31 protein-coding genes and 1 pseudogene are annotated in these 23,957 nt (G+C 54.6%); 16 read left to right on the top strand and 16 right to left on the bottom strand.

Annotated elements, in window-relative coordinates:
- Positions 1 to 6: 6 nt before the first annotated feature.
- Positions 7 to 231: a hypothetical protein gene (locus SB725_RS15540; RefSeq protein ID WP_410922144.1), complete on the bottom strand. Its 225-nt coding sequence runs from the start codon at positions 229 to 231 to the stop codon at positions 7 to 9.
- A gap of 96 nt (positions 232 to 327) precedes the next feature.
- A complete protein-coding gene (locus SB725_RS15535; RefSeq protein WP_410922143.1) occupies positions 328 to 1,302 on the bottom strand; it encodes an MBL fold metallo-hydrolase in 975 nt (324 codons plus the stop codon).
- 279 nt (positions 1,303 to 1,581) lie between these two features.
- On the opposite strand from SB725_RS15535, the gene SB725_RS15530 reads away from it, so the two are divergent.
- Entirely contained in the window at positions 1,582 to 1,884 is a 303-nt protein-coding gene (locus tag SB725_RS15530) for a hypothetical protein (protein WP_410922142.1), read from the top strand.
- A gap of 130 nt (positions 1,885 to 2,014) precedes the next feature.
- Entirely contained in the window at positions 2,015 to 2,179 is a 165-nt protein-coding gene (locus SB725_RS15525) for a general stress protein (RefSeq protein ID WP_150786889.1), read from the top strand.
- 426 nt (positions 2,180 to 2,605) lie between these two features.
- Here SB725_RS15525 and SB725_RS15520 read toward each other — a convergent pair whose 3' ends face one another.
- The 4 genes from SB725_RS15520 to SB725_RS15505 all read right to left on the bottom strand — a co-directional run bounded on the left by SB725_RS15520 (position 2,606) and on the right by SB725_RS15505 (position 5,509).
- A complete protein-coding gene (locus SB725_RS15520; protein WP_410922430.1) occupies positions 2,606 to 2,968 on the bottom strand; it encodes an NUDIX hydrolase in 363 nt (120 codons plus the stop codon).
- A 509-nt stretch (positions 2,969 to 3,477) separates the two neighbouring features.
- Entirely contained in the window at positions 3,478 to 4,773 is a 1,296-nt protein-coding gene (locus SB725_RS15515) for an erythromycin esterase family protein (RefSeq protein ID WP_410922140.1), read from the bottom strand.
- A 154-nt stretch (positions 4,774 to 4,927) separates the two neighbouring features.
- On the bottom strand, positions 4,928 to 5,143 hold the full coding sequence (locus SB725_RS15510) for a hypothetical protein (RefSeq protein ID WP_410922139.1): 216 nt from the start codon (positions 5,141 to 5,143) through the stop codon (positions 4,928 to 4,930).
- Positions 5,144 to 5,254: 111 nt separating this feature from the next.
- Positions 5,255 to 5,509, bottom strand: coding sequence for a flavodoxin family protein (locus SB725_RS15505; protein WP_410922138.1), 255 nt, complete (start codon positions 5,507 to 5,509; stop codon positions 5,255 to 5,257).
- A 437-nt stretch (positions 5,510 to 5,946) separates the two neighbouring features.
- Between SB725_RS15505 and SB725_RS15500 the strand changes: the two genes are divergently transcribed.
- Positions 5,947 to 6,174: a hypothetical protein gene (locus tag SB725_RS15500; protein ID WP_410922137.1), complete on the top strand. Its 228-nt coding sequence runs from the start codon at positions 5,947 to 5,949 to the stop codon at positions 6,172 to 6,174.
- Between the two features lie 8 nt (positions 6,175 to 6,182).
- Here the strand turns inward: SB725_RS15500 and SB725_RS15495 are convergent, their stop codons facing one another.
- The 3 genes from SB725_RS15495 to SB725_RS15485 form a co-directional block, all read right to left on the bottom strand.
- Positions 6,183 to 6,386, bottom strand: coding sequence for a hypothetical protein (locus SB725_RS15495; RefSeq protein ID WP_410922136.1), 204 nt, complete (start codon positions 6,384 to 6,386; stop codon positions 6,183 to 6,185).
- Positions 6,383 to 6,682: a hypothetical protein gene (locus tag SB725_RS15490; RefSeq protein ID WP_410922134.1), complete on the bottom strand. Its 300-nt coding sequence runs from the start codon at positions 6,680 to 6,682 to the stop codon at positions 6,383 to 6,385. The genes SB725_RS15495 and SB725_RS15490 overlap by 4 nt, the downstream gene beginning before the upstream one ends.
- A gap of 279 nt (positions 6,683 to 6,961) precedes the next feature.
- Positions 6,962 to 8,101, bottom strand: a complete 1,140-nt coding sequence (locus SB725_RS15485; protein WP_410922429.1) for a zinc-dependent alcohol dehydrogenase — start codon at positions 8,099 to 8,101, stop codon at positions 6,962 to 6,964.
- Between the two features lie 280 nt (positions 8,102 to 8,381).
- On the opposite strand from SB725_RS15485, the gene SB725_RS15480 reads away from it, so the two are divergent.
- The 3 genes from SB725_RS15480 (at position 8,382) to SB725_RS15470 (ending at position 9,734) form a co-directional block, all read left to right on the top strand.
- Positions 8,382 to 8,759 carry a Rho termination factor N-terminal domain-containing protein gene (locus SB725_RS15480; RefSeq protein ID WP_069557053.1) on the top strand — a complete coding sequence of 126 codons (378 nt, stop codon included), beginning with the start codon at positions 8,382 to 8,384 and terminating at the stop codon, positions 8,757 to 8,759.
- A 234-nt stretch (positions 8,760 to 8,993) separates the two neighbouring features.
- Entirely contained in the window at positions 8,994 to 9,302 is a 309-nt protein-coding gene (locus tag SB725_RS15475) for a hypothetical protein (RefSeq protein WP_083263046.1), read from the top strand.
- 186 nt (positions 9,303 to 9,488) lie between these two features.
- The gene (locus SB725_RS15470; RefSeq protein ID WP_410922133.1) at positions 9,489 to 9,734 is read left to right on the top strand and encodes a hypothetical protein; all 246 of its coding nucleotides are present in this window, start codon (positions 9,489 to 9,491) and stop codon (positions 9,732 to 9,734) included.
- Positions 9,735 to 9,903: 169 nt separating this feature from the next.
- On the opposite strand, the gene SB725_RS15465 is transcribed toward SB725_RS15470, so the two are convergent.
- The 3 genes from SB725_RS15465 to SB725_RS15455 all read right to left on the bottom strand — a co-directional run bounded on the left by SB725_RS15465 (position 9,904) and on the right by SB725_RS15455 (position 12,978).
- Entirely contained in the window at positions 9,904 to 11,358 is a 1,455-nt protein-coding gene (locus tag SB725_RS15465; RefSeq protein ID WP_410922132.1) for a tyrosine-type recombinase/integrase, read from the bottom strand.
- A gap of 295 nt (positions 11,359 to 11,653) precedes the next feature.
- Complete coding sequence (locus SB725_RS15460; protein WP_410922428.1) at positions 11,654 to 12,766, bottom strand: phage integrase Arm DNA-binding domain-containing protein; 1,113 nt, start codon at positions 12,764 to 12,766, stop codon at positions 11,654 to 11,656.
- Positions 12,766 to 12,978 (bottom strand): hypothetical protein, encoded by a 213-nt coding sequence (locus SB725_RS15455; RefSeq protein WP_045060620.1) that lies wholly within the window; start codon positions 12,976 to 12,978, stop codon positions 12,766 to 12,768. The genes SB725_RS15460 and SB725_RS15455 overlap by 1 nt, the downstream gene beginning before the upstream one ends.
- A gap of 882 nt (positions 12,979 to 13,860) precedes the next feature.
- On the opposite strand from SB725_RS15455, the pseudogene SB725_RS15450 reads away from it, so the two are divergent.
- Together SB725_RS15450 and SB725_RS15445 are read left to right on the top strand one after the other, a co-directional pair.
- A pseudogene (locus SB725_RS15450) lies at positions 13,861 to 14,158 on the top strand (hypothetical protein).
- Positions 14,159 to 14,186: 28 nt separating this feature from the next.
- On the top strand, positions 14,187 to 14,390 hold the full coding sequence (locus SB725_RS15445) for a hypothetical protein (protein ID WP_410922131.1): 204 nt from the start codon (positions 14,187 to 14,189) through the stop codon (positions 14,388 to 14,390).
- An 879-nt stretch (positions 14,391 to 15,269) separates the two neighbouring features.
- Here SB725_RS15445 and SB725_RS15440 read toward each other — a convergent pair.
- Positions 15,270 to 16,193, bottom strand: a complete 924-nt coding sequence (locus tag SB725_RS15440; protein WP_410922130.1) for a DNA cytosine methyltransferase — start codon at positions 16,191 to 16,193, stop codon at positions 15,270 to 15,272.
- A 173-nt stretch (positions 16,194 to 16,366) separates the two neighbouring features.
- On the opposite strand from SB725_RS15440, the gene SB725_RS15435 reads away from it, so the two are divergent.
- Complete coding sequence (locus SB725_RS15435) at positions 16,367 to 16,744, top strand: Rho termination factor N-terminal domain-containing protein (protein WP_410922129.1); 378 nt, start codon at positions 16,367 to 16,369, stop codon at positions 16,742 to 16,744.
- Between the two features lie 487 nt (positions 16,745 to 17,231).
- Here the strand turns inward: SB725_RS15435 and SB725_RS15430 are convergent, their stop codons facing one another.
- From SB725_RS15430 to SB725_RS15420, 3 genes are all read right to left on the bottom strand, one after another.
- A complete protein-coding gene (locus tag SB725_RS15430; protein ID WP_410922128.1) occupies positions 17,232 to 17,561 on the bottom strand; it encodes a hypothetical protein in 330 nt (109 codons plus the stop codon).
- A 718-nt stretch (positions 17,562 to 18,279) separates the two neighbouring features.
- A complete protein-coding gene (locus SB725_RS15425; protein ID WP_410922127.1) occupies positions 18,280 to 18,528 on the bottom strand; it encodes a DUF1654 domain-containing protein in 249 nt (82 codons plus the stop codon).
- Positions 18,529 to 18,690: 162 nt separating this feature from the next.
- A complete protein-coding gene (locus tag SB725_RS15420) occupies positions 18,691 to 19,473 on the bottom strand; it encodes a helix-turn-helix transcriptional regulator (RefSeq protein WP_410922125.1) in 783 nt (260 codons plus the stop codon).
- Positions 19,474 to 19,551: 78 nt separating this feature from the next.
- On the opposite strand from SB725_RS15420, the gene SB725_RS15415 reads away from it, so the two are divergent.
- The 7 genes from SB725_RS15415 to SB725_RS15385 are packed head-to-tail and all read left to right on the top strand — an operon-like array spanning position 19,552 to position 23,956.
- Entirely contained in the window at positions 19,552 to 19,770 is a 219-nt protein-coding gene (locus tag SB725_RS15415) for a Cro/CI family transcriptional regulator (RefSeq protein WP_410922124.1), read from the top strand.
- A gap of 40 nt (positions 19,771 to 19,810) precedes the next feature.
- Positions 19,811 to 20,305, top strand: coding sequence for a YmfL family putative regulatory protein (locus SB725_RS15410; protein ID WP_410922123.1), 495 nt, complete (start codon positions 19,811 to 19,813; stop codon positions 20,303 to 20,305).
- 1 nt (position 20,306) lies between these two features.
- Positions 20,307 to 21,161 carry a hypothetical protein gene (locus tag SB725_RS15405; protein ID WP_410922122.1) on the top strand — a complete coding sequence of 285 codons (855 nt, stop codon included), beginning with the start codon at positions 20,307 to 20,309 and terminating at the stop codon, positions 21,159 to 21,161.
- Complete coding sequence (locus SB725_RS15400) at positions 21,142 to 21,924, top strand: ATP-binding protein (protein WP_410922121.1); 783 nt, start codon at positions 21,142 to 21,144, stop codon at positions 21,922 to 21,924. The genes SB725_RS15405 and SB725_RS15400 overlap by 20 nt, the downstream gene beginning before the upstream one ends.
- Positions 21,924 to 22,424, top strand: coding sequence for a hypothetical protein (locus tag SB725_RS15395; RefSeq protein WP_410922120.1), 501 nt, complete (start codon positions 21,924 to 21,926; stop codon positions 22,422 to 22,424). Before SB725_RS15400 ends, SB725_RS15395 begins: the two co-directional genes overlap by 1 nt.
- On the top strand, positions 22,425 to 22,664 hold the full coding sequence (locus SB725_RS15390) for a hypothetical protein (RefSeq protein ID WP_410922118.1): 240 nt from the start codon (positions 22,425 to 22,427) through the stop codon (positions 22,662 to 22,664).
- A complete protein-coding gene (locus tag SB725_RS15385) occupies positions 22,661 to 23,956 on the top strand; it encodes a tyrosine-type recombinase/integrase (protein ID WP_410922117.1) in 1,296 nt (431 codons plus the stop codon). The genes SB725_RS15390 and SB725_RS15385 overlap by 4 nt, the downstream gene beginning before the upstream one ends.
- The last annotated feature ends 1 nt before the right edge of the window (position 23,957 follow it).

The following is a 23,957-nucleotide window of genomic DNA, read 5'->3' as shown; positions in this document are numbered from 1 at the left end:
TCGGTCTCAAGGTTGCTGATTGTGGCCGGGTATGTTGTCGCCTTCCTCTGGCTTTGTTCGCTTCTCTACTTGAATGTCAGTCAACTTGGCCCCGTTGAATTCAGGAAAGTCTTGCTTCAAAAGCGCTTCTGCCTGTTGTTTATCCAAGGTTTCACTTTCGTGAGTGACGACGCGACTTTGCGGTTGGTTATCAACAATGAAGCTGATGATGTATCGACTTTCGGCGGCCATTGAAATCACCCTTGATCGAAAGGTTCAGCGACTGTGTGCCCATGGGCTCCATGATTTTTGATGATCAAGCGCGGAGCGGATTCATAAAAAAAAGCGCTATTGCGACAAGCGGCCCATAGAAACCATCAGGCGGTCGTTTCGGTCAAGGTGGTAACGCTCCAAGTCGCGCGCCAGGATCAACTGGCCGCTAAAGTTTGCTTCGGCCTCGTCGCGTATATTTTCGATGCAGGGACTTTTTTCGGGATTATTTTGGTAGCGGGCGCTGAAGTGGGTCAGAACCAGATTAGGCACACCTGCCGACTCGGCAAATCGTGCCACAGCGGCAGCGCTGCTGTGTCCGTAATGTTCGCGAGTATGATCGATTAAGGCTTGTGTAAAGGTCGCCTCATGCACCAGTACATGAGCTCCGACCGTCGCTTGCGCCAACAGATCAGGGTTGTCGTTATCGCCGCAAATGATAAAGCGTTGAGCAGGGCGTGCGGGCCGCAGAAATTGCTCAGCGCGGAATATTCGTCCGCTGTATTCAACATCACGTCCATGCGCCAGCTCGCCCCACAGAGGGCCGCGTGGTATCCCTTCAGACGCCAGACATTGTACATCCAGTACCGGATGAGGATCAGCCTCGGTAAAAACATAGCCATGGCAGGGCACACGATGGGATAAGGCAACGGTTTCGACCTTAACATTCCCATGTTGCCAACCGACGACAGTTTCGCTCGCATGCAGGCGCAACTCAAAGGGCAACCAGGTCTTGCTGACGGTTAGGCTGAGACGTAGCCATGGATGCAGCGCCACCGGCAAAACGATATCGAGCGGCTCAACTCTCCCCGACATTCCCGCGCTCGCCAGCAAGCCCGGTAAGCCGAAGCAATGATCGCCGTGTACGTGGGTGATGAAGCATCCACGCAGTTCCCGTAACGATAGCGGTGTGCGCAACATCTGGTGTTGGGTGGCTTCACCGCAATCCACCAGATACCAACCTTTGCCAGTGGATTCGATGAGTGCTGTGCCGCTCACATTTCGACTCCGGGTAGGGACTCCCGCTGAAGTGCCGAGAAAGATGAGATCCATGGCAGTCCCTTACTGAAAGAGTTGATCTGACGGCAAACACTTGGCAAAGCGCTATCCCAACGCTGCGATTTCTCTCCTGCTTATCTTTCGACGTGTCAGATGGGGATTTGGCTCCAGTTAATTTGCGGTTGGCGTTTCGTTAGGTGTTAGTCGCGCATGAAAGCCTGGCTTCCGAATACTGCATCTGGCTACAGGTTCTACGCCGTTCGTCTTTCATGCTGCACTTGGACGGCGCAAGTCATTCCAAAGTAAACCGACCGCTCTTACATGGAGATTCTTATGAAGCCCCATCCTACCAGCACTGAAAATCACCCCACGAACGAGTCAGGGAATCTGAACAATGATGGCTGCATTCTCGTCAGCGCCGGTCTCGACGATGCGCAGGATGCGACAACAAGCTGGGATCAGGATAGTGACTCGGCGGGCAACATCCAAACCCCCGAGGATGCCCATGGCATGCCCGGTTACCCACGGGATTCGGAAGAAGAGAAGGCGCACTCGACTCCGTCTAAGCGGCCATCAAAGGACGATGCGGAAACTGGAGCCGCGAGGGTGGAGCAGGGCAACGATGGTGTTGATTGAGCCTAAGATGGCGGATTTTTCCGCTCTGCTCTTCATTAGCGGGGAGCATTGTCTTCGGCTGCTCCAATGGGATGAGAGTTGACGGTACCAAACCCAAACAAATAAACGTAGAACGTAATGGAGATCAGCCATGACCAAACGACAGGAAACCCATCACGGATTTTCCGACGATCCTCAAAAGGTTAAAGAAGCTGGACGTAAAGGCGAGTCCAATACCAACGTGGCCACTGATAAAGCTGAGAAAGCTCGTATCGGTGGACAGCATAGCCACGGAGGAGGGCGTGACGAACGATAATGTCTCTGTTCGATCTGCTAATTTGCTTGGGTTAGCAGGTCGACAGTTATTGAATTTCCTGCATGTGTGGACACCTATGGAGGTCATACATCAATCTGCAGTTCCAGATCCCCATTCGCCAATCTGCGAGCGTGAACCAGGGTGCCGGTCAAGGGCTGTTTGGACGGCTGAAATACAGTTACGGTATGTGCCTGGTGAAGATCCTGCGGGAAGGGTGCTTGCACCTGCACCTGAAGGGCGCCAGGCGTAATCGGAATGATCAGTGCCTCGCATTCCACGCTTTTTGCGATGGGCCCAAGAAACGTGTCCAGTAGATAATCCAGGCGTATGCAGCATGTCATGATCACACTCCATTCAACGCATTGAGTCGGTGGATCAGGATCCAAATTCATTTTCTCGCCGAGAATACGCAGCAGCTTTACAGCTTTAAAGTCGACGTAAAAATGACCTAATAATCGATTCCGTAGCATTGCTCATGTGGAGTTGATCGAGCGAGGTCAGCGCGCACCACATACACTCACTGATCTCATTTTGAGGGGTCAAACCTTCAATATTTATGACAGAAGCCTCAAAAACATGATGGTGGGTATGAGCAGCTTCAAACTCAAATATGTATAGAAGCTGCTCGGCGTTTAGTCCCGTCTCTTCTTGAAGTTCTCGAGCCGCAGCTCCAGCAATAGCTTCGCCAAGCTCGACCTTTCCACCAGGCAGAGCCCATTTTGACGCCGGCTTGCGAACCAACAAGACCTGCTTATCTCTTTCGCAAATAACAGTGGCTCGGATTTTCATCATGAGGTCCCAGATCATTGTCTCGCCATACGCTTGTTATTTCCTCATGAGCTAATGAGTGGGCGACGTTACAAAAAATTCCAAGAAAATGACGACCTGCGAGCGGGGCATCAGCAATGCCATACGTACACCGCAATGGACGAGTTTTCGCCGGTGGCCGATCCCATAAAGGCGCGATGACATTCGCGGTGTTCTTTTCGATGGCGACGGTCTCGGTAACTTGCCGCACCTGCATTTTGGTGACTTCCTGAATGATCCAATCGACTTGACCCTGGATAATCGGGTGACAAGTGAAAAAGAGTGACAAGGCCATGCCGTTGTCATTGGACGTGTGCTCGAAACACTGATTATGCCGGGGAACATCGGAAGCGCTTCGCTTTGACTTCATAATCAAAGCCTTAATAGCTGCAGCCAATCTAATCGTCCTACCCATATTAATTTGGTAGGCAATATCCGCTTTATGGATGACCGCCTGACCATGAGTCAACCGCCGGCAGGCGCTGGATCAATCATATGCCGAAGGGAAAGGTGTCCTCCTCATGACTGGACGAGTGCACGGTCTTTAGCGGTGTGATGGCGAGGGTATGAGCGAACCACAGGTAGGCATCAAATTGCTCGCTCAGGTTCGCATCGAAGTAATGGCTTTGGCGCTCGGTTTGCGGGCGATAAATCACCCCAATGGCGCGCTCCAACAGGCGTATTGATAAGGCTGAGCGTAGCGTCTGTCGTTTATCGTCGCGCCAGTCATACAAAGCCTGCGGATGACCCGCCTCGACAAAGGCGCGCTCCCAGCTACGGGGCAATGACGGCACGATGTTTTTTATTTTTACAGGTTCGTCCCAGTCATCAGCGGCCGCCACGGTGCCTTGATCGGTGCCCATGCCTATAAGAACCGATTCTTTACCAAAGGCTTCACGACACAGTTGACCAAGCGTCAACTGGCCTTCGTCCCCCATTCGCGTCGCTCTGGCATCGCCTATGTGCGAATTGTGCGCCCAGACCACAACCTTGGCGTGATGGCGGCTGCGCAAAGCTTGCAGTGTCTCGAACATGTGCCCGTCGCGCAGATTCCAGGATTCTCTGGAACCTCGATACATCGCACGGTAATACTGCTCGGCGGCATGGACGACCCGAGCATTTTGCGTCGCGTTGAACAACGCTTCACCGTCTTTTTCGATCAGCGACAAGCGCTGATTCAGTAATGCCTGGAGCTGCTCAAGCACGGCATGTTCACAGGTGGCCATGCCACCTACCTCGGTGAAATGTCCGTAGAGCGCCGGGTCGTCATGCCACGGCGTCAGGCAGGCATAGCGCTGCCGTGCCTCCCTGGCCATGCCCCGATCTGCGCTTTCCAGATAACCAAGCACTTCGCGGATCGAACTGCGCAGGCTGTACACGTCCAGTCCACGAAACTCCACGCGTTGTTCCGGCGCCCTGGTCCGGTTGAATTCGCATAGCCACCGTGTAAACGCCTGGACATCGGTGTTACGCCACATCCAGGTTGGAAAGCGCGAAAAGGCAGACTCATGCCATCCACCGTTTTCCCGCCCCCTGACGCAACGATCGATTTGATCGGCGTCCGGCCAGTCAGCCTCTACCGCGACAATGGAAAAGCCATGGTGCTTGACCAGGTGTCGTGTTATCGCTGCGCGCGCTTGGTAAAACTCGTGCGTGCCATGGCTGGCTTCGCCAATCAGTACCACCTGTGCATCGCCATAACGGTCGAACATTGTTGCAAAGCTTTCGCTGGCAACATCAGGTAGCGGCTCCGCTGTTTCCTGTAGGACTTCGATAAGGTTTTCCATAAGGTTCGCTGTGTTCAACCGTAAGAACGCCCTTCGATTACAAACCATTCGCCAGGGCAATCCTGGTGAACTCTCCCTTTTGCTGTTTGTATGATGGAAAACACCGAGACCAGAGGGTTCCAATGAATCGAAGAACGGCCTTCACACGTTTTCGTTATTTCTGTCGCGGCGCGCGTAATGTGGCATCACGTCGGGACAGATTGCCCGTACGCCTTTCTTTCCCCGCATTGACCACTGCCCGCGCCACGTTTCGTACTTCCTCATGCAATTCCAGGTCGGTATCCAGTTCGTCATGGCTGGTAGCGTAGGGATGGTAGTAGCCGATATAGCGATCCAGGCAAGCCATTTTCCCGGCGTCCACAAATCCCATACAGTCCATCCAGTCGCATAAGGCTCGGCGCACACCTTCGGTACCTGCCACGTCACCATGAACCACCACACCGTAAACTCGTCCTTCGAGTGCTTTGGATAGGACCAGCCATCAAGCTCCAATTGTTTCGCCATGGCAGCATCCTTGCCTTGAGTGGTTGTGGGGAGCGGGATTGCCGCCGTCGGCGCGGACCAGTCGATCGATCATCAACTTCAACGGACTGGGCGCCTGATACCAGTAGACCGGCGTGATCAGCATGATCCCGTCGGCGCCGACCCATTGCGGATAAATGATGTTCATGACATCACCCACCTGGTCGAGCGAATGATTGGGATAACAGCAGCATGGCCAATGGCATAAGGGCATGGCAGTAAAAACGCACCCTTTGCAAGGGAAAATGCGTTGACCGTACTCGGACGTCAGCAGGCTGAGATCGAGCAGGTCGTTATGAATACCCGCTGCTTGCAGTTCACCTTACGCAAGGCCCGCCAGACGCCAGCTCTTGGAAAGCTCCTTTGGGCAGGTCCCGTCGTTGCGTGACGAGCCAGGGACCAACAACACACGAGGCGGTGAGCTACGCAACGGGCAGCGACCCTGCTCGAAATGGCGTGCTGTCGGCCAGATCTCCACATCTGACTGACCGGTAACCTTTTCGCCGTGAGCGTATGCATTGGAGGCAAGAGAAGATGCGAGTTCCAGATTTGTGTCGGGCCTCCCGCATTTGGCATGGACCATACATCGTGTCAGATGAACCACCGCTCGCTCACAGGCCTCAACCGTTACACGACGGTGGAGGTATCGCCATGTACAAGGACAGAAAAGCTCAAGCGCTTGCAAGCTGGCACAAGCTGATGGAAAAGCCCGGGAGGCATATGAACGCACAAGAGCAGTACGAAGAATTGCTTCGTTTGGCAGAGATTTACTTTCGAGAGGGTTTCATTGACAGGACCGAACGAAAGCAGCTGGTAATCAAAGCCACCAGACGTTATGCCGAGGCAGTGGAAGGGGCCATCGCTGCATCCGGCTATTAACGCCAACACTACAGCACCTGATTTTTTTCACTGTCAAACGAAGAGGGGACTGTCGTTGACGCTGTCTGGGCTACCAGTGCCTTTTTCAAGACGTTTAAATGGGTGAAAAGGCACTTTACAGATCCTTGCGGATTAGCGGGGTCGAAGGCGATTTTTCCGCTCGCAATTAGCGTCATCGCCAATTCCCATGCTCGTTGCGAATCGTCCATCATCTGTTTTCCTCCTGGTGAAGTGAGCTGTCGCAAGCCTCCATCAGCTTCTGCACAGGAAGCGGCGGGAAGTTTTCATTCAATAAGGTCAGATGATCCAAGGCCTCGCAAAACAGGGTTTCAGCTTTCCTTCTGAGTTGGAGATAGCGTTGGAATTTCTCGCTGTCCAGATCCGGTTGCTCGAGCAGTTCGAATGCGGAGCGGCTGATGGCATTGGCCTCATCAAACAGCTTTTTATTCTGCTCCATCGCCAGGCAGCGACACGCAAGGAGTTGGGCATTGGTGTATTGAGAATGCATGGGTGCGGTCCTGTTTGTTAGCTCCTGCTCATACGCTGTGCGGCAGGAAGCTGAACCTGGTCATATATTTTCGGGCGGGTTTCACCCTCCGGTAAAAATTGTGACCGCTACGTTGCAAACCGGTATCAAAGAATATCTGTTTAAAAAATCGATGGTTTTACCGGATGCCAGACAGATAAAAACTTGTTTTTTGATCGCTTCAACTTTGTAGTTTTTTTCCAGGCCACGGCGATAGCTGTCGAGGGTTCCCTGACAGCTATCGACCCAGGAACAACCTCATTAACGTTGGGGCATCAGTTTGACTTTGATCCAGCCGCTCTCACGTTTATCAAACGACTTGAAGGCTTCAACGGCGTCAGTCAGCGGCTCTTTCTGGGTGAGTATTTTTGCCGGGTCTACACGACCAGCCAAGGTCATTTCGATCAACTTGGGAATGTACTTGCGATGGTGGCAGTTGCCCATGTTCATGGTCAGGTTCTTGTTCATCGCCGCACCGATGGGGAAGGTGTCGAAGCCTGGTGGGTACACGCCGATGATCGATAGGGTGCCGGCCTTAGCCAACCCTTCGATGGCCCATTGCAACGCCTGAGCCGGTGCATCGCCCGGTTGCCATTGAGATTGTGAATGCGCCTGGTGTGCATGGTTGGCGTCGATGCCTACGGCATCAACGGCACGGTCCACACCTATACCGTCCGTGAGGCGGTGCAGCGTTTGCACCGGGTCTTCCTTTTCGAAATTTATGCACTCGGCGCCCAGTTCGCGGGCGCGCTCAAGTCGGTCCGCCAAGCCGTCAATGGCAAACACGCGGCCGGCACCCATCAATTTCGCGCTGACAATGGTAAATAGGCCAACGGGGCCGCAGCCGAACACTGCGACACTATCGCCATCCCGGATTTCGGCCATCTGCGCGCCAAACCAGGCGGTAGGGAAAATATCCGACATGGCAATGGCCTGGTCATCGCTAATGGCCTGCGGAATCTTGATCAAGCCGATATGGGCGTAGGGAATACGAGCTTTCTCGGCTTGTAGGCCGTGGAACGGTCCTGTGCCTTTGGGGCCGCCGAAAAACGAGGTGCCAGCCTGTTTGCCGTGAGGATTGACGACATCGCATTGTGAGAAATAACCGGCCCTGCAATAGGAACAGTTACCGCATGCAATGGTCGAGGGAATGATTACCCGATCACCCACCTTAAGGTTCCGTACGTCATCGCCCAGTGCCTCGATGATCCCGACACCTTCATGCCCCAATATCGTCCCAGGCTGCATGTCGGGGACGGTGCCCCGAATGAAATGCAGATCCGTCCCGCAGATGGCTGCTGCCGTAATTCTCACAACGGCATCTGTTGGTTCCTGAATTACGGGATCGGCCACATCGTCCAGCCGGATGTCACCCACGTCATAAAATACGACTGCTTTCATCATCCACCTCGCCATTGGTTTTCAGTTCAGTTGTCTAGCAATGGAGGTCTTGGAAATACGAAAGGTTTATTTAATTAAGATGACCCTGACGAAAGGAACGAACTCTTGAGGCACGCCGGTTACCGGGTCGTGCCCGGCGTTGGACGTGAAAATTAGCGAAGGGAGTAATTGGTCTCGAGATCAATCAGATAAACCACTGGTCGACCTAGACGAACTGATGGTTAAACCGGCGCTTCTACCTTAGTAGGTGAATGTCACTGTTAACTAAGAGGATTTGATCATGCCGCGCGGTGATAAAGACAAATACACAGACAAACAGAAACGTAAGGCCGAACACATTGAAGACAGCTATGAGGCCAAGGGTGTTTCCAAAAACGAGGCAGAGAGCCGTGCCTGGGCTACCGTGAACAAACAATCAGGTGGCGGTGAGCGTAAGGGAGGCTCGGGGCAGAAAACCAGCGAAGCGGCAAAGACAAAGGCTCGTAAATCGTCAGGCCGTCGAGCGGCAGTTAGCCGACAAGGCGTGGCTAGAGCTGGTCAGCAACTCGAGGACATGAGCAAGACGGAATTAATGAGCCGAGCGCGAAAACAGCAAATCGCTGGACGCTCAACTATGCGTAAGGCTGAGCTAGTCGAGGCTTTGCGCCGAGCCAGTTGAGTCAGGATCCTGAGCCTGGCGAGTTTATGGATTGGACTCAGTCACAACTCCGATGGTGATTGTGATGGGGTTCGTTGTTGCGGCTATAGCGGTTGGAAGTTGTACAAAAAATTGGAGCGTGTACAGCTGTTTTCTACCAGTTGTCCGATACCGTTTCGACGAGGTTGCACTTCGCTTGTAGGGGTCTAGTTTTGGACACTACTGACCATCATAGGGAACGGGCGGGAGGGCTCTATGAGACTTCGAGGCGACATCTTCTGGGAGTGGGCAGACCCAGAGCTCCACTGTAGAACACATGATGAAACTCTTAATGATGGGACTCACATCGACGTACAAGTTAGGCTTTCGCGCGCCGGCGAAACGCAGATGTTCATCGGTATTTATGCGCCCGATGGCATGGCTTTGCATGAAATGGCGGTTGACTCACACCCTGGCGAATCGATGACCAGAGTTCTGGCTTGGGGTGTCGGTCGAGCTCGGCAGTTGGCTGCTGGTGCTGGTGCTGGTGGTCCGGCGATTCGTAAATCAGCGTCCTCGAAATAGCGGTCCACCTTGAAGGTTGAAGGGACGTTAAATGCCCAGAATGGAAGGTTCGAAAAATTCGGCTTGGTACTCAATTTCCCGTAACCGGCTGTCCGACCGTTCGCAATGAAATGCTCAGTACTGTCACACTGATGTCATGTGGTGCGGGAACGATCCCGCCGCTCACCAAAATATAAGTGTGACGTCATGCCTTCGAATGATGATTTTCGCTTCACCGCCCACCATCTTTTGCTCGATCTCGATGCAACTACCAACCATCTTATGATGCTAGTGGTTTCAAGCAAGGTTTCGGGAAGCCAATGGGATGAAGCGGTGGCTCGACACAAGAATGCATATGCTGCGTGGGCTTCCATCGTAACCGGCGTTCAAACGGATCCGATGCCTGCTTTAGACGCTCGCCCGGTCGATGGAAATACACCCTCGGCGGACTAACTATCGGTGCAGGTACTTTCGGCGATCAAGGAAGATGCTTTACGAAGAAACGTAGGTATTGACCTCCGCGAATCTGTACATGCAATCGGTCACCTTTGCTCATCGCAAATCACGTCGAACGCGGGTTGTCGAGGATGTTAAATTTTAGACAACTCTTTGTGCAGCAATTCTATGAGGGTGGCCGCATCTCTGTCGCCGCATACGCTGGAAAAGACAACATCGACTCGTTTGGCGTGTGCTCGTAGTTCGAGGAGAGCACGGCACTGAGCCGATCGCCCAACAGGTCCCAAGCGCGCTTCTTCTCTTCGGCATAGTCGTGATGCAGGTAATGGCGCCTGACACGAGAACCCGCCAGCACATGGTTTTGGCAGCGATCGATGACGTCCAGGCTGACCCCCAAAGCCTGCATCATGGTCGCGCCGGTGCGGCGCAGATCATGTGGCGTCCAGTCACCGTTCTGGCCGTCGGCCAGCACCAGCGTGTCGTCGTTACGCCGTCTTGAGAGGGCCTTGCGGTTTTTGAACCGGGCCTGGCGATCGCCGACCTGTTTACTCACTACCTTTAAGTCCACATGCCCATCATCCTGCTTGTTTGGAAAGCACCACTGGGAGTCTCCCGTGAGGGTCTTGAGTTCCTGAAAGAAATGCAGGGCGAAGGGGGAGAGGAAGACATGGTGGTCCTGTTTCTTGCCGCGTGTGCCTTTGACGTTTTCACTGGGGAGGAACCAGGTCTGTCGGTCCAGATCGACATTTTTCCATTCGGCCTGCAGCAACTCGCCAATCCGGCACAAGGTGCCGAGGCTGATCCAGAGTGCGAGTTGAGTTTCTTTTTTTAAAGGCCGAATGCCGTCGTATTTTTGCCCGGCGGGCAGGGCGTTGTAATCGGCGGTCATTTGTTGGAAGCGGTTGTGCAGTTCCAACAGCTCCACCGGCGAAAGGATGCGGCTTCTTTCTGCCTCGTAGTCGGCAGGGATCAAGGGGGAGATGTCGACCAGTTCCGTTGGATCACCCTCGATCAACAAGGCCCGCCAGGGCTGACGCTTTCTGGCCCAACTAAACATCTGGGTGAGGTCGGCGAAAAAACTGATGGCTTGTCGGTAAGCGCCGCGGTTGATCACGGCGCGGATCAGCGCCCGAACATCGTGTTCGGAGACGCTGCTCACCGCGGTCTTGCCGAGTGCCGGAAAAAGGTCCTTGTTAAAACGGCGCTGCAATTCAGCATTGCCATCTTTGCGCGCCACGCCATCCAACAGCCACGCCTTGGCTAGATCCTGGACGGTCAGCGTTTTCACCTTCGTCGTTTTTACTAGTTCAGCCTCTACGTTAGCAACGGCGTATGCTTGTGCCTTGGCGGTTTTCTTTTGCTCGTTGGGATTGATCTGCTCATCAATGAGCGCCCTGGCCTGATTACGCGCCTTGCGGATGTCTGTCAGGGATTTGCGCGGCCAGGTTCCGCAGGCGTACTCTTTGTTCTGGTCGCCCCAGCGATAACGATAGAAAAAGCTGACCGACATACCGTCCTTGCGGACTGAGATTCGACCCGCGAGATTGCCATCCTCCCGGAGGATGCGGCCCGCATCGTTGGCAGTCAGTGACTCGAGTTCTTTGATGGTGATTTTGGCCATGAAACGGACTCCCCCTACTTTTACCCCCACAAAAACGTCGGCTCTTGATGGACGTTACTGGACTCTCGTAGAGCAGAACACCGCTGGAGCTCAAGTAAATAATAGCTTAGAAAAATCCAGAGTGAAATTTCGGAGTCTTTCAAGAAGTATGAAAAAGGAGATGGGGTGCTAGGGGTCGAGTGTTCGAATCACTCCGTCCCGACCATATTTTCCTGAGTAAAATCAGACACTTGAGCCGATCAGATAGATCGGCTTTTTTGTGGGTGCGCAAAACCCGCGCAAAACTGGCGCAAAACTACCCGGTGATTTCGCTGATATTCAGGTCCGGAATTGCTTCGGACCAGACGATTTCCTCGTGGTCCCGCTGGTAGTTTCTGGTCATGCCCTCGCTCGCATGGCCAGCAATTTTCTGACCGTCCTTTCCGGCTTTCTTGTACAGGTGCAGCGACAGTGCTCGCACTTCGTGGAAGCCCGGCATCTCTTCTTCCTTCCATCCCGCGTAGCAGTTCGCCGCCTCCCTGGCCTCCTTGAATGCTCGCGTCAAATATCTCTCCTCAACTTTTGTCCAGTGATCCTTGGTCTGCGCCTGTTTCTGTTTCCGGCGCTCGGGTTTCCGGTGCACCAGGTAAGGCGATACGACATCGTCACGGCATCGGCTGACGACCGCCTGCAACTCCGGCGTTATCAAAAATCGTATCCATGCCGCGTCACTGGCCTTAGCCGTCTTCTTCTGCACCACGTATAAGTAACCCTCACGACTGCCATCAAAACGCATATCGAGGATGTCTGTCCGACGCTGGGCGGTGATAAGCGCCAGGTCGATTGCGTTCTGTAGCCAGGCAGGAGATTTCTCCCGGATGGCTTTCAGTCCTTCTATCGTGTGGCGTCTGCGCTGCTTCTTCTCGATCCGGTTGATGGTGCTGGCCGCCGGGTTGTCCGGGCACAGGCCTTTGGATGCTGCGTGATTGAAGATGTCGATCAGTAGCGCCCGGCACTGGTTCGCCGTGCGCGGGGTGAGCGCGTCCAGCATCTCCGCGATCATGCGGATGGTGATTTGATCGACGGCCTTTCCCTCGAACTGCTTACGAAAACGCCGGAAGTGCACGGCGTAAAGGCCCAGCGTCCCTTTGGCCAGCTCGCGGGGTGGAAGGACATCTCGTTCGTAGGTGTCGAGGAAGCCGGAAAATGATTCTGATGAACTGCCCATCACAACGCCGATCAGGTCGGCGCCGCGCATGAACTCCAGGTTCAACTGCTTCGCCGCATCAATCGCCTTGATCCGGTCGCTGCCAAACTGGAACCACTTACCGTCGGTTGGCCGCCGGTAGCGATAAGTCGAGCGCCGCGAATCAAAATACAGGTTCTGGGGGAGGCTCTTGTTGGCCTTGTTACGCGGCCGTGGGACCATCATGCAGCTCCCTTCAATACCATCGCCACTAGGTCGTTGCCGTCGGAGCGATTGAATGCCGTCCAGTCAACGTACCAGAGTTTCCCTATCTGCTCGCCGGGTACCACGCCGTTACGAATGTGGTTGCGGATGGCCTGCGGGCATTGCGGGGTGCCGTTCTCGCCCCAGCGCCGGCGCTGGAACTCACTGATTTTGATCAGCTCTCGTTTCATCGGGTGCTCCATGCCGCGGTCGCGGTGTAGATCACCCAGGCCAGTTTGGCGCCCGTTAGGCAATGCTCGCTGAGTCTGACCAGTACATTGGTCGCTGCTTGGTGGAACTGCTGAACTGATGACATAGAAATCCTCGCCCGCCGTACGCCGGCAGGCTGATAAGTGAGTGGTGGAAAAATGAGACGAAGGGCGACATACAAAACGGGGGAGGTCAGCTAACGTTTAATCGTTCGCCTCACCAGTTGCAGCCCAATCAGCTCGTCCCTGAAGTGACTGGTGAGGGGGACACTTCTTGGCTATCACCGCGGCCCCTTGTAGCAGTACATGTAGGCGAACCAGGCGGATGAAGTCGGCCAGCCACTTCAGGCCTGCTCCTTTCACTGCCCTTCGCGTGACCTGCTTCCGGCCTTCCAGGATGGCGCGCACCATAGGGGCCTAGAACAAGATCGGCCGTTCCTTTGTTTCAGGCATGACTTCTTCCTTGCCGCTATAGCGGCTGATTTTGAAGTTGGAGATACTTCTCACCGGTCACCGGAGAAGACAAATGGATCGGCGAGAAGAGTTTGTGGAAAAAGCGCTAGCGGCCCATCGAGAATATGAACAAGCAACAATTGTCATGCGCCAAATGATGAGCGCGAACCAAACGTATGGTCCCGAGTGGGATGCAGCGAATGCCCGTCAACGTACTGCTCTTGAGGTTTGGTCAGCGCTACTTCGCCATTACTCCGATATCCACCATGCGGGGGACCAGAGCGACTGAATTTGGAGGGGAAGGGAGTTTTAATAATTAGAATTTATTGGCCTGAGCCATGGTCATGTTTCATTCTTTCGCTCTGAACTATGGTTGTGCCTTATTTGTTCGCTGGCAGGAGGGACAACAAGATGCGTATCAGAGGCAGCTCTTTTTTGGGCATGGGCAGATCCAACGCTTTACACCCGGACATATAGCGAAGAATTCAACGACGGAACGCACCTTGACGTTCAGGTGAGACTATCCTCTGCTGGCAGTACTCAGTTGTTTATTGGGGTGTATGCCGCGACAGGCATGGCGCTCTATGAAGAAGCCGTCGACTGCCTAGGTAACGAGTCGATGACGCGAGCCTTGGCCTGGGGCGTTGGAAAGGCGCGCCGGCTTGCTGAACAGGAATTGCGTCAACTGCCGATGCACTCACAGGCGTGACCGAGCCTATTCCTTCTACGGAGCCCTCATGAATCAGCGCGAAGAGTTTTTGGCGAAGGCTTTAGAAATCCATCATGAGTATGAAAAGGCGACAGCAGTAATTCGCGACATGATGAGTAAAAATATAGCGGTAGGGTCTGAATGGGATGCCGCAGTCGCGCGGCAGATTGCAGCCCTAGATGTTTGGATGGAATTGCCTCGTGGTTATGGCGATCTCACTGCCGACGACTAACCGCGTCCAATCTCCTTTGATACCAGGTCATAGGCATTCATTACCATTCTGCCTAGTCGGTCGGCTATCAATACTTCCAATCGCGTACTTCTCGAATGCTCTCAGCCAGGAAGCGTGGCCACCATGTCACAGTCCATCAGCGCGGCGATGTCGCGGCGCATGCAGTCGAACCAGAAATCGCCTTTAGGGTGAGCTCGGGGGGGGGGGGGGATGATGTTGTTGCCGTTGGCGCACAAGCTGGCGGTCATTGCGGCGAACGGGCGAAGTTGAGTCCGGGTAAACCGGTCATCGGGCCACTGAGGTAAATAGACTTATGGCGTTCTGTTGGTATTGATGCCTCTCTGAGATGGACTACTTTTGAAGAAAACGGCCCAAAGGTGATGTTCATGAATTGCGTGATTTGTGGTGCTCCTGCGGTGAGAGTCAACGCTGGTAATAAGTACGAGGAAAGGGCTTGCCAGGAGTGCGGGCACTATCGAGTTACAGACAAGACGCTTTTTCTGATGAAAGCCCACGGTTGGCGCTTCGACGTAGACTTGACTCAGAGATGGATAGCAGAACAGGGGCTTGGAGTGATTCCAATAATCGATTCACATCAGGCAGGTCGTCTGATTGATGTTTAGGCGTTGTAATTTCATGCGTGCGTTGTCCGGCGTGTGGCCGGTCAGGGAGAGGAGCGGTGAATTTGGATTGCCCGAAGTGCGAAAAACCTTTGATTGTGGAGCGCCCTAAACCGCTGGAGCGTGACTTACGGCTCGCCGGTAGTAAGTGTACAGCGTGTGGGGTCGTGCTTAGCGATGAAGATATTCACCAAGCCATCAAGAATGCCCTAAGCGTGCTCCTCGAAAGATGGCACTTCGTGAAATAAGTGAGGTTGAGTCAGGCGGCGGTTTTGAGCGCTTCGATGATTCGTTGGCCTGCCAATGGTGGTACCGCATTGCCAGCCATGTGCATGGTGAGCCGGTGATTGTCCGGACGCTTTGTGTCTACCGGGAAAGACATAGCTGCAAGAGCCTCGTTCGCCGAGAGCATCCGCATCTCATCGCCGCGCACCAGAGCCCATCGATCAAGCGTTGTGATGGTCCCGATAGGGCGCTCCAAGCTGCGGCCGGTCAGGCCCGAGCCGGATCCGTAATAGGGCATGATGAATCGGTCACCGAAGCGCTCTCGACCATTCTTCACACGGAGCAGCGTCGACTCGGCACGCCCAGGCTTTGCGACCTTGCTCCATCTGCCGGCGTCGAAGTCGATGAAGGTTGAGGCTGGAACATGGCGGCGCTGGTGCAGCTGCAGATTGAGGGGCACCTTGCTTCGGGTGCACACCAGAAAGAGGCGAACCCGATGTTGAGGCACGCCAAGATCGGCGCAATCGACGACATGCGGTGCGAGCATGTAACCGAGCGCTGCTATTGCCTGCGACCAGGCGGGATACAAAGCCCAGTCAGTGAACTCTTCAACATTCTCGACCAGCACCACTTCCGGTCGGTGGTATTCGGCAGCCGAAACAACCGCCCAGGCTGTCGACCTCGATGCATCGTGCTGCGCGTTGCCAGACTGCTTGCCTCGGGCTTTCGAATGTCCTTGGCAGCAGGGCGAGGCCAGCATGATGTCGTGTGCAGGAACCTTCGACCAGTCCGCCTGGTGCAGGTCCTGGCAGATGTGAATCGCATCCGGGTGGTTGGCGCTGTGCCACTCAACCGCAACGGGCCAGTGATTTGCGGCCCAGATAACGTCTATGCCTGCATTGCGGGCACCTGTGGACCATCCGCCGAGTCCGGCGAACAAATCGATTGCTGTGGGCATGGGGCGTCCTATGCCGGGACATGCCCAGCGGTAAAGTTTAAAAAAGGAGAGAAGGTGTGTTTCCGAGGTCGGTCCGAACTAACAGACCGTTAGTCGATCTACCCGAACGGATGGTCGGGCCGGCGTTTCTATCTTAGTAGGAACAGGTGACTGGTAATTAAGAGGATTCGACCATGCCACGCGGTGATAAAGACAAATACACAGAAAAGCAGAAACGCAAAGCTGAACACATCGAGGAAAGTTACGAGGCTAAGGGCGTTTCCAAGGATGAAGCCGAGGGCCGCGCGTGGGCCACTGTTAACAAGCAATCAGGTGGCGGTGAGCGTAAGGGCGGCTCGGGGCAGAAAACCGGCGATGTGGCTAAAACGAAGGCCCGAAAATCGTCAGCCCGTCGCGCAGTTGCTACTCGTCAAGGAGTGCCAAGGTCTGGACAGCAACTCGAAGACATGAGCAAAACGGAGTTGATTAGTCGGGCGCGTAAACAGCAGATCGCTGGGCGCTCGACCATGCGTAAGGCTGAGTTGATTGAGGCGTTGCGCCGGAGCAGTTGAGGTCAGCGATATTTCAGCGATTAATAAAAAGAGGCGCGCAATGGCCTGTCCAATTTGCAGAAATAAGGATGCGGTAGAGGATTTATCATTTGGTGGCGGTAAGCGTTTTCACTGCGTGCCATGCGGTGGTTTTTTCCGGATTTCGACCATCTTAGATGCGCTGTCAGAGGGAAAGTTATTTGACGTTGATCGCGCGAGGGATCGCCTCGATAGGCAGCGTAATTCTAAAAAGCGCCAACCAAACGATCCAAATAGTCTTCAGTATTTGGAGCCTATACTCAGCGTTGAAGACCATGGCCTACTCATTGAGTCGGATGGTCTTAGCCAACAATAGGAACGACCTAGGTAATGGCTGAGCATCTGAGCATGGCGTGATTAGTGGGATAGGTGGGGGGCATGGCTGTTTCCCGGATAGCCAATAGGCCACTGGGGGGAAGATTGAATTGCGGCTGGCGAATGCGCAGGCGAACCTGTTGGTTGGACCGTTTCAATGTCCTGCTCCAAAGTAGGCGAACAAGATCAATAGGAGCGCCGAACCGGTCGTCCAGCGCAGAAGCTTACGAGCGAATGTTTTCGCTGTCCTGCGGCTGGCAGCGAACTGGCAGGCATTGTCATGATCAAACGTCTTTCCCTTTGCCGTACCAGTGGAACGCTCGATTACGGCAAATGCGATGCCGCCGCGTGGCACAACGGTGTAGTGCAGTATGCGAACAGGCTCATCACGACCTATGCGTTGGTACATTTCGGTGGTGGCCAGGGACGTCTGGAGACGCAACCCTTGGAGGATTGCTTGACTCTGTCTGATCGTTTGGTTCATGGCTATTCCTCAGTGTGGGTTGCATGTATTCGTCAGCACTCGGCGTACCTGCTGGTTGCCGTTTAGGCGCAGGGGAGAGTGCTGACGGATAAAGGCGTGAAAAAAAGAAAGGCCCGTTGGACGTTCGGGCCTTTCGCAGATGCAGTGATCTTTTGGTTATGGTTTATTTCATAATGGTCATCCTCGAATGTGCGCCGTTGGCGTCTTGGCGGGCGTTTGTGCATGCAGGTGGCCGGTATAAGCCGGGATTCGTCCGCATCGGTGAACTCTGAAGCGATGGCAAAGAGACCATCCAACAATCGTTGTGCTTCAGAGCTCACCGATGCGGCCTGGTGCTGGGGAGTACCAAGTGCTCGGGCAGTTATCGTCAGGCTGACGTGTAATGATGCAGTTCGTCCTATTGCCGCCGGAGGGGCGGGGCGCATTGCTTGCCGGGTCATTCACACGGTTCTGGCGTTTTACCATCGATCAGCCGGCCAGGTTGTTCCTGTCGTTGGCAGGCTTTCGGGCCTGTCTGCTCGCCGGTCGCCGGTAGAGGCAATGCGGTGTATTGTTTGTTGCGCTGATTGTTAAGGAGCGGCGGGAGATCCCGTATCGCCGAGTTGATTCGTGGCGACGACTAAAATATCTCCTATGGAGGTAATTAAGTCAACTCCGCAGGAGATAAATATTCCGACAGAACTAAAAAAAACCCGCATTGAGCGAGTTTTTTTGACGATTAGATATTAGCCGGGAGGCTCCAGGAGACGCGGGCGGTGCCGTCTTCTTCTCGACGCAGTATTACGTGCTCGGTATCGGCTATGTCGTCAAGGAGCCGTCTCCAGTCCTCTTGGCACTCATCCGCGCCTCTTCGAATGATTGCCATCTTTCGTTTTTGGGCAGCGGGGGAGCTGATGATTTTTTGGATGCGGAGTCCGAGAAGGTCAAACGAGTTTGGCGGTGTTGGTTTGTTTTTTGGTGTTGCCATCGCACTGCTCCTTTTGCGTATGGATATACAGTGAACGGCTTGCTGCGTAAGCGCTAAAGATTAACGATTAAAAACAATCATTTTAGCCTCCGGAAGCCCGCAACTAACGGGCTTCCGGAGGGAGGTGCCTAGGGGGATTTATTACAGTCGAAGGGCTCAAATTTAGATTCTGCCCAGCACCTTGCTGGGGGCAAGGATTGCGCCTACGTAATGGATTTTATCGATATCAATCCGAGCTACTGTCAGCCTCTCACCGTAAGCCGAGTTGATCGACATGAGGCTGACGTCTTCTTCGTTTTCGAAGAGAAGTTCTTTAACCATGCTCTGCCCATCAGTTGTGGTGACCATCACATACTCGCCTGGCACTAGGCGGTGATTGGGCTCGCAGACGGCGATCCAACCACTACGAATTGCCGGAGCCATTGAGTCACCCTTGAGTCGGAGTGCATAGGCATCTTCATCCCTAGAGTAGGTCTCAACCCAGCCAGCAGCCTGGTCAAGACTGGTCCAGTAGCCTTCGTGACCGAGTTGTGCCGTTCCGACAACATCGATTCGACGAGGAGTGCTGGTAATTGGCGGGCCAGGCTCGACGTTTGACTGCAATGATTTGACTGGTGGCGCAGCATTGGCGGCCATCGCCAACTCGGAGATTTCTTTCGCGATCCGTGGACTGAATCTCTCTACAGGTATGCCGAGCATTTTAGCTATCTCAGCTGCCATTTCCTTGTTGAGCGCACGGCTACCGTTTAAGTGACTGCTTAGCGTGCCTTGGCTCATGCCTACGGAAAGTGCGATCTCTTCTTGAGTCAGTTTCTTGCCTTTTGGGGCACGCGCATTGTAGGCAGCCAGCTCCGCTTTTAATGCGGCGCACTCCGTCTTTTCCCACTCAAGTAATGGTCGTCTGTCGTTTTTCATTTCCGAAGAGTATTCCCGGTGGAGATACATATCCATCTCCATTGGAGTTGATTAAAAAAGCTCCATGGGAGATATTGTCGGTTCAGATACACCACCGGAGACCGGACAGTGCGTCAACTTACCCTCAGCCAATTTGCTACCGAGAAGGGGCAGACCAAGGCCGGAAATTTGTTAGGCATGACCCAAAGTTCAATAAATAAAGCTCTGCAGGTAGGGCGTGAGGTTTTTGTTACGGAGCACGCAGATGGCTCTTACACAGCGGAAGAGCTTAGACCGTTTCCGGTTCAAAGCGCGAAACGGACGCGTCGCCGGCTGCCCATTCAATGAGCCAACTTTGAGCGCAACGGCGCCGAGAGAAAACTAGACAATGAAATCGCCAGTACTAGAAACCCGTCGCGCAGTGGTGATCGAGGTCGCAAAGAAATACCCGGGCGGCCAGGTATGCGCTTCAGCCCGCCTCAGTCTCGAACTGAAGCGTTTTAAGAACCAGGTTTATGAGAGCGGTGGTGTTGTTCCTCTTAGCGATGAGGAGGTTTACGTCCTCGAAAGCGAGCAGGGTACCACCCACCTACCGGACTACATCTGTGCGATGTACGGCGGAGTATTTGTTCGCCTGCCTGAAGTTGGCGATCTGGACAACGTAGACATGCACCAGCGCTCTTTGCGTACTTCTGTGAAGCGCGGCCGAGTTGACCAATTTCTTGCCTTGGCACTGGAGGACGGAGAAATCACCGCAGCGGAAGCCGCAGAGATTCTGGCCTTACATGCGAAGCACTTGGCTGCCCGGCACGAAGAGGTAACGGCGTTGATCGAGTTGCACAAATCGAAACGCTCAGCCCGACCGTCAAGCGGGAAGGGGTGATATGCAGTTCACGATCACGATCAACCAGGTGAAAGCGCTGGAGTGGGGGTTGAACTCCCAGCAGGCATTACTGTTTTCGTTTGTCTACGAGTGCCCTAGCTGGACACGGCCCATCAAGACCGATCATGGGATTTTCTTTGCCTTGAGCAAGGCAAAGATCGTGGAGGAGTTGCCTCTGCTCACTGACAAACCAGATACCGCATACCGGCTTCTCAAAGGACTCGAAGCCGCAGGTCTGATCGAACTGTCCCACACGGCAAATATCAGTTTGTTTCGCTTGACCGAGAAGGCCAAAGAGTGGAATCGCAAGCTGGACGGGTCGGAAAAATATCCGACCTCTGATGTGAGCCAAGGTCGGAAAAAAATCCGATCTACCTCGGAAAAATCTCCGAGCAAGGTCGGAAAAATTTCCGAACAGGGTCGGAAAAAAATCCGAGAAGGGTCGGAAAAATCTCCGACAAATCAGGGTACCAGTAATCAGGGTACCAATCAGGTAACCAGTAATCAGAGAAAGCAGGGCGCTGACGCGCCAGGCAAATCGTCAAAATTCGACCCGTTGACCGCTAAGCCGGAAAACGTCAGCGACGAGGTATGGGCCGACTGGTGCCAGCATCGCAAGGAAATCCACAAACCCCTCACCGCCAAAAGCTGCGAACAACAGGCGAAGGCCTTGGCGGCACACCCAGCCCCCGATTCTGTGCTGGCTCTTTCGATCAGTAACGGATGGACAGGAATCTTTCCCGACAAGCCGGTCAGCCCCGCACATTCAATTCCAGCCAGTCGCCACTCCGGCTTCGACACTCGCGATTACAAGGCTGGTACCAAGGAGAACGCCAATGGCACCTTCCGTCTCTAACTTTGGCGCTTACATCGACCGAAAATTCGGCGTCAGCGGCCGTCAGCCAACGAGCTGCCTGGATCATGGCAAATACGAGGCCGTCATCCTCAAGGGTGGCATCCTGTCTGGCTGTCCCATCTGCGCGAGCAACAAACGCGACATGCAAGAGCTTGCGCGTAAGCGCTCTCAGTTTCGGATAGTTCAGCAATCAAGCGCCCGCATTCCGAAGCGTTTCGCGGAAAAGACATTCACCGACTTCGTCGTGTCGAATCCGGGACAGCAGATTGCGTTGGATGCTTGCTCCGACTACGTCAAGAACTTTTCGAAACACCGCCGGGAAGGTCGCTGCATGTTGCTGCTGGGGAAGGTTGGCACTGGCAAAACCCACCTGGCCATTGCCTCGGCCAGTCACCTGATCAATGACTGCATGGTTAAGGCGATCTACCGCACGGTGGGCACGCTCATCAGCGAGATTCGGGCGACGTTCAATGATCGCTCTGGCGAGTCTGAGGCGCACATCTTGCGTGAGGTGATCGGCGCGGACTTGCTGGTGCTCGATGAAGTTGGCGCCACCAAGCAGAGTGAGTTCGAGCTGGCCACCCTGTTCAGCATCATCAACGGTCGGTACGAGCAATGCCGTCCGACGATCATCGTCAGCAACCTGTCTCCCGCCGAATTGAACGACGCCATTGGTGCGCGTTGTGTCGACCGCATTCGCGAAAACGGCTGCATAGGCGTGGCATTCGATTGGGAATCTCAACGCGGAAAGGAGGGCTGCTGATGAACGCCGCCAAGCAACAAAACATGCTCGCCGGACAGTCGTCGCTCGCCCGCAAAGTCTTCCAGGTCGTGCCAATTCAGGAAAGCTGGAGTGCCCACGATATTTTCAATTCGCTTATAGCTGCCGAAGCCACGGGTGCCCAGTTCCCAGCCATACGTCGTGGACTTGTCGAGCTGAAGGAATCAGGTCTGATTCGCGAGCCCGTTAACGGTCACTTCCAGCGTTCCGCCATCACCATCAAATCCCCGAGAGGGCAGAACATGTTGGAAGAAACCAAAGTGGGCGTCATTGCCATCAAGAAAACCGAGGTCAGCGCTCTAGATACATTGGCGTTGCTGTCTGGTGAGGTGATCAGCTTTTCCGAGGAGGTCGGTCAGCGCATGAAAAAGCTGGCGACACGCATTGAGGAGGTGGCTCTTTCTGTCGAGGCAGAGCGCGAAGCTAACACCGAGGCACTCGCGAAATTCGATCAGCTCAAATCGCTGCTGAAGGGGATCTAAATGGTCGAACGTTTTCGAGTGCTCCCCTTGTTATCTGATCGCCGCTTGGCTGTTCCAGATCCGGCGAACTATCGGTTTGCTGTGTTCTGCTGCTCTTTCAAGATAGACCTGAGTGATACACCGGATCACGCGTTGGCCCTGTTCGCGAATCAGGCGATGGCCGAGCGCTATGGCGTCTGGATGTGGCCCACTACATTCCAAGTCGTGGACCTCGACGATACCCTCGGGGAACGTATATGACCGCTCTGGTGAAAACCCTGACTGTCAAACTGTCGGATGCCGAGATCGAACGCAATGCGAAGAAGCTGCATGTGCGCGATTTGCGCGATGCCAGTCACCCAGCGTTGCACTTTCGCTTCGCGAAGAATCGCGCGCGTGGCTCCTGGTACCTGCTGAACAAACGCCAGTGGCACCGCATCGGCGCCTTTCCCGACCTGTCCACCAAGCAGGTGGTCGCGGCGTTGCCGGCGGTGCGCTTGCGCGTGGCAGCCGATGGCGCGGCCAGTGTTTCGGGTTGGGTCACTGTCGGCGAGCTGCTCGACTGGTTTGCTGATCGCATGTCGCGCTCCCGTTCGCTGTCGGCCAAGCGCCGGTCAGCCATCAAGTCAGCCATCAACTGCCAGCTCAAGCCACGCCTGGATAATCTGCTCATTGGTGACGTCAACGCCCAGACATTGGACAAACTGCTGATGTGGCCGGCTCAGGCAGAACTGTCGCTGTCATACGTCCAGCAGCTCTACCGCCTGCTGGCCATGGCCTTTCGGCAGGCCCGCAAGCTGGACCTTATTCCTATCAACCCGATGGCCGAGCTCAAGTTCGGCAACTTCACGACAGCGCGCATCCTGCCCAAAGCCGCGCGCCTGCGCGACGTCCAATTGCCCGAGCTGGTGACGCAGCTGATCGAACGTTTCGACAGTACGCCAGGTGACTCCATGCTGGCCCTGATGATGCTGTGCCACGGCACTCGCATCGGCGAAACCCGCCAGTCCCGTTGGGCCGACATTGCGCTGATGGAGCGTGAGTGGTTCCTGCCGGCCGAGCACACCAAGAGCAAGACCGAGCTGCGCGTGCCGCTGACCGATCAAGTCTGCGCATTGCTGCGCCGCTACCGTGATCGACAGACCGTCCAAGGCTACGAGGGGCCGTTCCTGTTCCCGTCTCGCCGAGGCAAGGCGCTGAGCGATAACCAGGCCAGTTCTGTGTTTACCCGACGGGGGCAGGGCGCGTGGACCAGTCATGACCTGCGCAAGGTGGCCCGTACTGCATGGACAGACCTCGGTGTAGACGGCCACATCGGCGAGATGTTGTTGAACCATTCGCTGGGCAAGATCGCTTCGACCTACATCAACACCCAGGCTAAGGAGCAGCGTCGACTGGCTCTGGTGAAGTGGCACAACTGGTTAGATGAGCGCGGCTTCAAGGCGATCCACCAGCAGACAGGCGTTAGATATGAAGAATCGCAAAACCTCGTAGACGCCTTGAATAGCGCGGCCTGCGAGTCCATTCCGCAATTTGTTAAGGGCGAGGTTTGAA

Source organism: Pseudomonas sp. SIMBA_041 (assembly GCF_046535095.1).
Lineage (GTDB): Bacteria > Pseudomonadota > Gammaproteobacteria > Pseudomonadales > Pseudomonadaceae > Aquipseudomonas > Aquipseudomonas mucoides.
This window is presented reverse-complemented; position numbering and strand designations above follow the sequence as displayed.

Bases quoted from the DNA above. Each gene is read 5' to 3' on its own strand.
- SB725_RS15540 (WP_410922144.1), bottom strand. From the start codon at position 231: ATGGCCGCCGAAAGTCGATACATCATCAGCTTCATTGTTGATAACCAA.
- SB725_RS15535 (WP_410922143.1), bottom strand. From the start codon at position 1,302: ATGGATCTCATCTTTCTCGGCACTTCAGCGGGAGTCCCTACCCGGAGT.
- SB725_RS15530 (WP_410922142.1), top strand. From the start codon at position 1,582: ATGAAGCCCCATCCTACCAGCACTGAAAATCACCCCACGAACGAGTCA.
- SB725_RS15525 (WP_150786889.1), top strand. From the start codon at position 2,015: ATGACCAAACGACAGGAAACCCATCACGGATTTTCCGACGATCCTCAA.
- SB725_RS15520 (WP_410922430.1), bottom strand. From the start codon at position 2,968: ATGAAAATCCGAGCCACTGTTATTTGCGAAAGAGATAAGCAGGTCTTG.
- SB725_RS15515 (WP_410922140.1), bottom strand. From the start codon at position 4,773: ATGGAAAACCTTATCGAAGTCCTACAGGAAACAGCGGAGCCGCTACCT.
- SB725_RS15510 (WP_410922139.1), bottom strand. From the start codon at position 5,143: ATGGGATTTGTGGACGCCGGGAAAATGGCTTGCCTGGATCGCTATATC.
- SB725_RS15505 (WP_410922138.1), bottom strand. From the start codon at position 5,509: ATGCCCTTATGCCATTGGCCATGCTGCTGTTATCCCAATCATTCGCTC.
- SB725_RS15500 (WP_410922137.1), top strand. From the start codon at position 5,947: ATGTACAAGGACAGAAAAGCTCAAGCGCTTGCAAGCTGGCACAAGCTG.
- SB725_RS15495 (WP_410922136.1), bottom strand. From the start codon at position 6,386: ATGATGGACGATTCGCAACGAGCATGGGAATTGGCGATGACGCTAATT.
- SB725_RS15490 (WP_410922134.1), bottom strand. From the start codon at position 6,682: ATGCATTCTCAATACACCAATGCCCAACTCCTTGCGTGTCGCTGCCTG.
- SB725_RS15485 (WP_410922429.1), bottom strand. From the start codon at position 8,101: ATGAAAGCAGTCGTATTTTATGACGTGGGTGACATCCGGCTGGACGAT.
- SB725_RS15480 (WP_069557053.1), top strand. From the start codon at position 8,382: ATGCCGCGCGGTGATAAAGACAAATACACAGACAAACAGAAACGTAAG.
- SB725_RS15475 (WP_083263046.1), top strand. From the start codon at position 8,994: ATGAGACTTCGAGGCGACATCTTCTGGGAGTGGGCAGACCCAGAGCTC.
- SB725_RS15470 (WP_410922133.1), top strand. From the start codon at position 9,489: ATGCCTTCGAATGATGATTTTCGCTTCACCGCCCACCATCTTTTGCTC.
- SB725_RS15465 (WP_410922132.1), bottom strand. From the start codon at position 11,358: ATGGCCAAAATCACCATCAAAGAACTCGAGTCACTGACTGCCAACGAT.
- SB725_RS15460 (WP_410922428.1), bottom strand. From the start codon at position 12,766: ATGGTCCCACGGCCGCGTAACAAGGCCAACAAGAGCCTCCCCCAGAAC.
- SB725_RS15455 (WP_045060620.1), bottom strand. From the start codon at position 12,978: ATGAAACGAGAGCTGATCAAAATCAGTGAGTTCCAGCGCCGGCGCTGG.
- SB725_RS15445 (WP_410922131.1), top strand. From the start codon at position 14,187: ATGAATCAGCGCGAAGAGTTTTTGGCGAAGGCTTTAGAAATCCATCAT.
- SB725_RS15440 (WP_410922130.1), bottom strand. From the start codon at position 16,193: ATGCCCACAGCAATCGATTTGTTCGCCGGACTCGGCGGATGGTCCACA.
- SB725_RS15435 (WP_410922129.1), top strand. From the start codon at position 16,367: ATGCCACGCGGTGATAAAGACAAATACACAGAAAAGCAGAAACGCAAA.
- SB725_RS15430 (WP_410922128.1), bottom strand. From the start codon at position 17,561: ATGAACCAAACGATCAGACAGAGTCAAGCAATCCTCCAAGGGTTGCGT.
- SB725_RS15425 (WP_410922127.1), bottom strand. From the start codon at position 18,528: ATGGCAACACCAAAAAACAAACCAACACCGCCAAACTCGTTTGACCTT.
- SB725_RS15420 (WP_410922125.1), bottom strand. From the start codon at position 19,473: ATGTATCTCCACCGGGAATACTCTTCGGAAATGAAAAACGACAGACGA.
- SB725_RS15410 (WP_410922123.1), top strand. From the start codon at position 19,811: ATGAAATCGCCAGTACTAGAAACCCGTCGCGCAGTGGTGATCGAGGTC.
- SB725_RS15405 (WP_410922122.1), top strand. From the start codon at position 20,307: ATGCAGTTCACGATCACGATCAACCAGGTGAAAGCGCTGGAGTGGGGG.
- SB725_RS15400 (WP_410922121.1), top strand. From the start codon at position 21,142: ATGGCACCTTCCGTCTCTAACTTTGGCGCTTACATCGACCGAAAATTC.
- SB725_RS15395 (WP_410922120.1), top strand. From the start codon at position 21,924: ATGAACGCCGCCAAGCAACAAAACATGCTCGCCGGACAGTCGTCGCTC.
- SB725_RS15390 (WP_410922118.1), top strand. From the start codon at position 22,425: ATGGTCGAACGTTTTCGAGTGCTCCCCTTGTTATCTGATCGCCGCTTG.
- SB725_RS15385 (WP_410922117.1), top strand. From the start codon at position 22,661: ATGACCGCTCTGGTGAAAACCCTGACTGTCAAACTGTCGGATGCCGAG.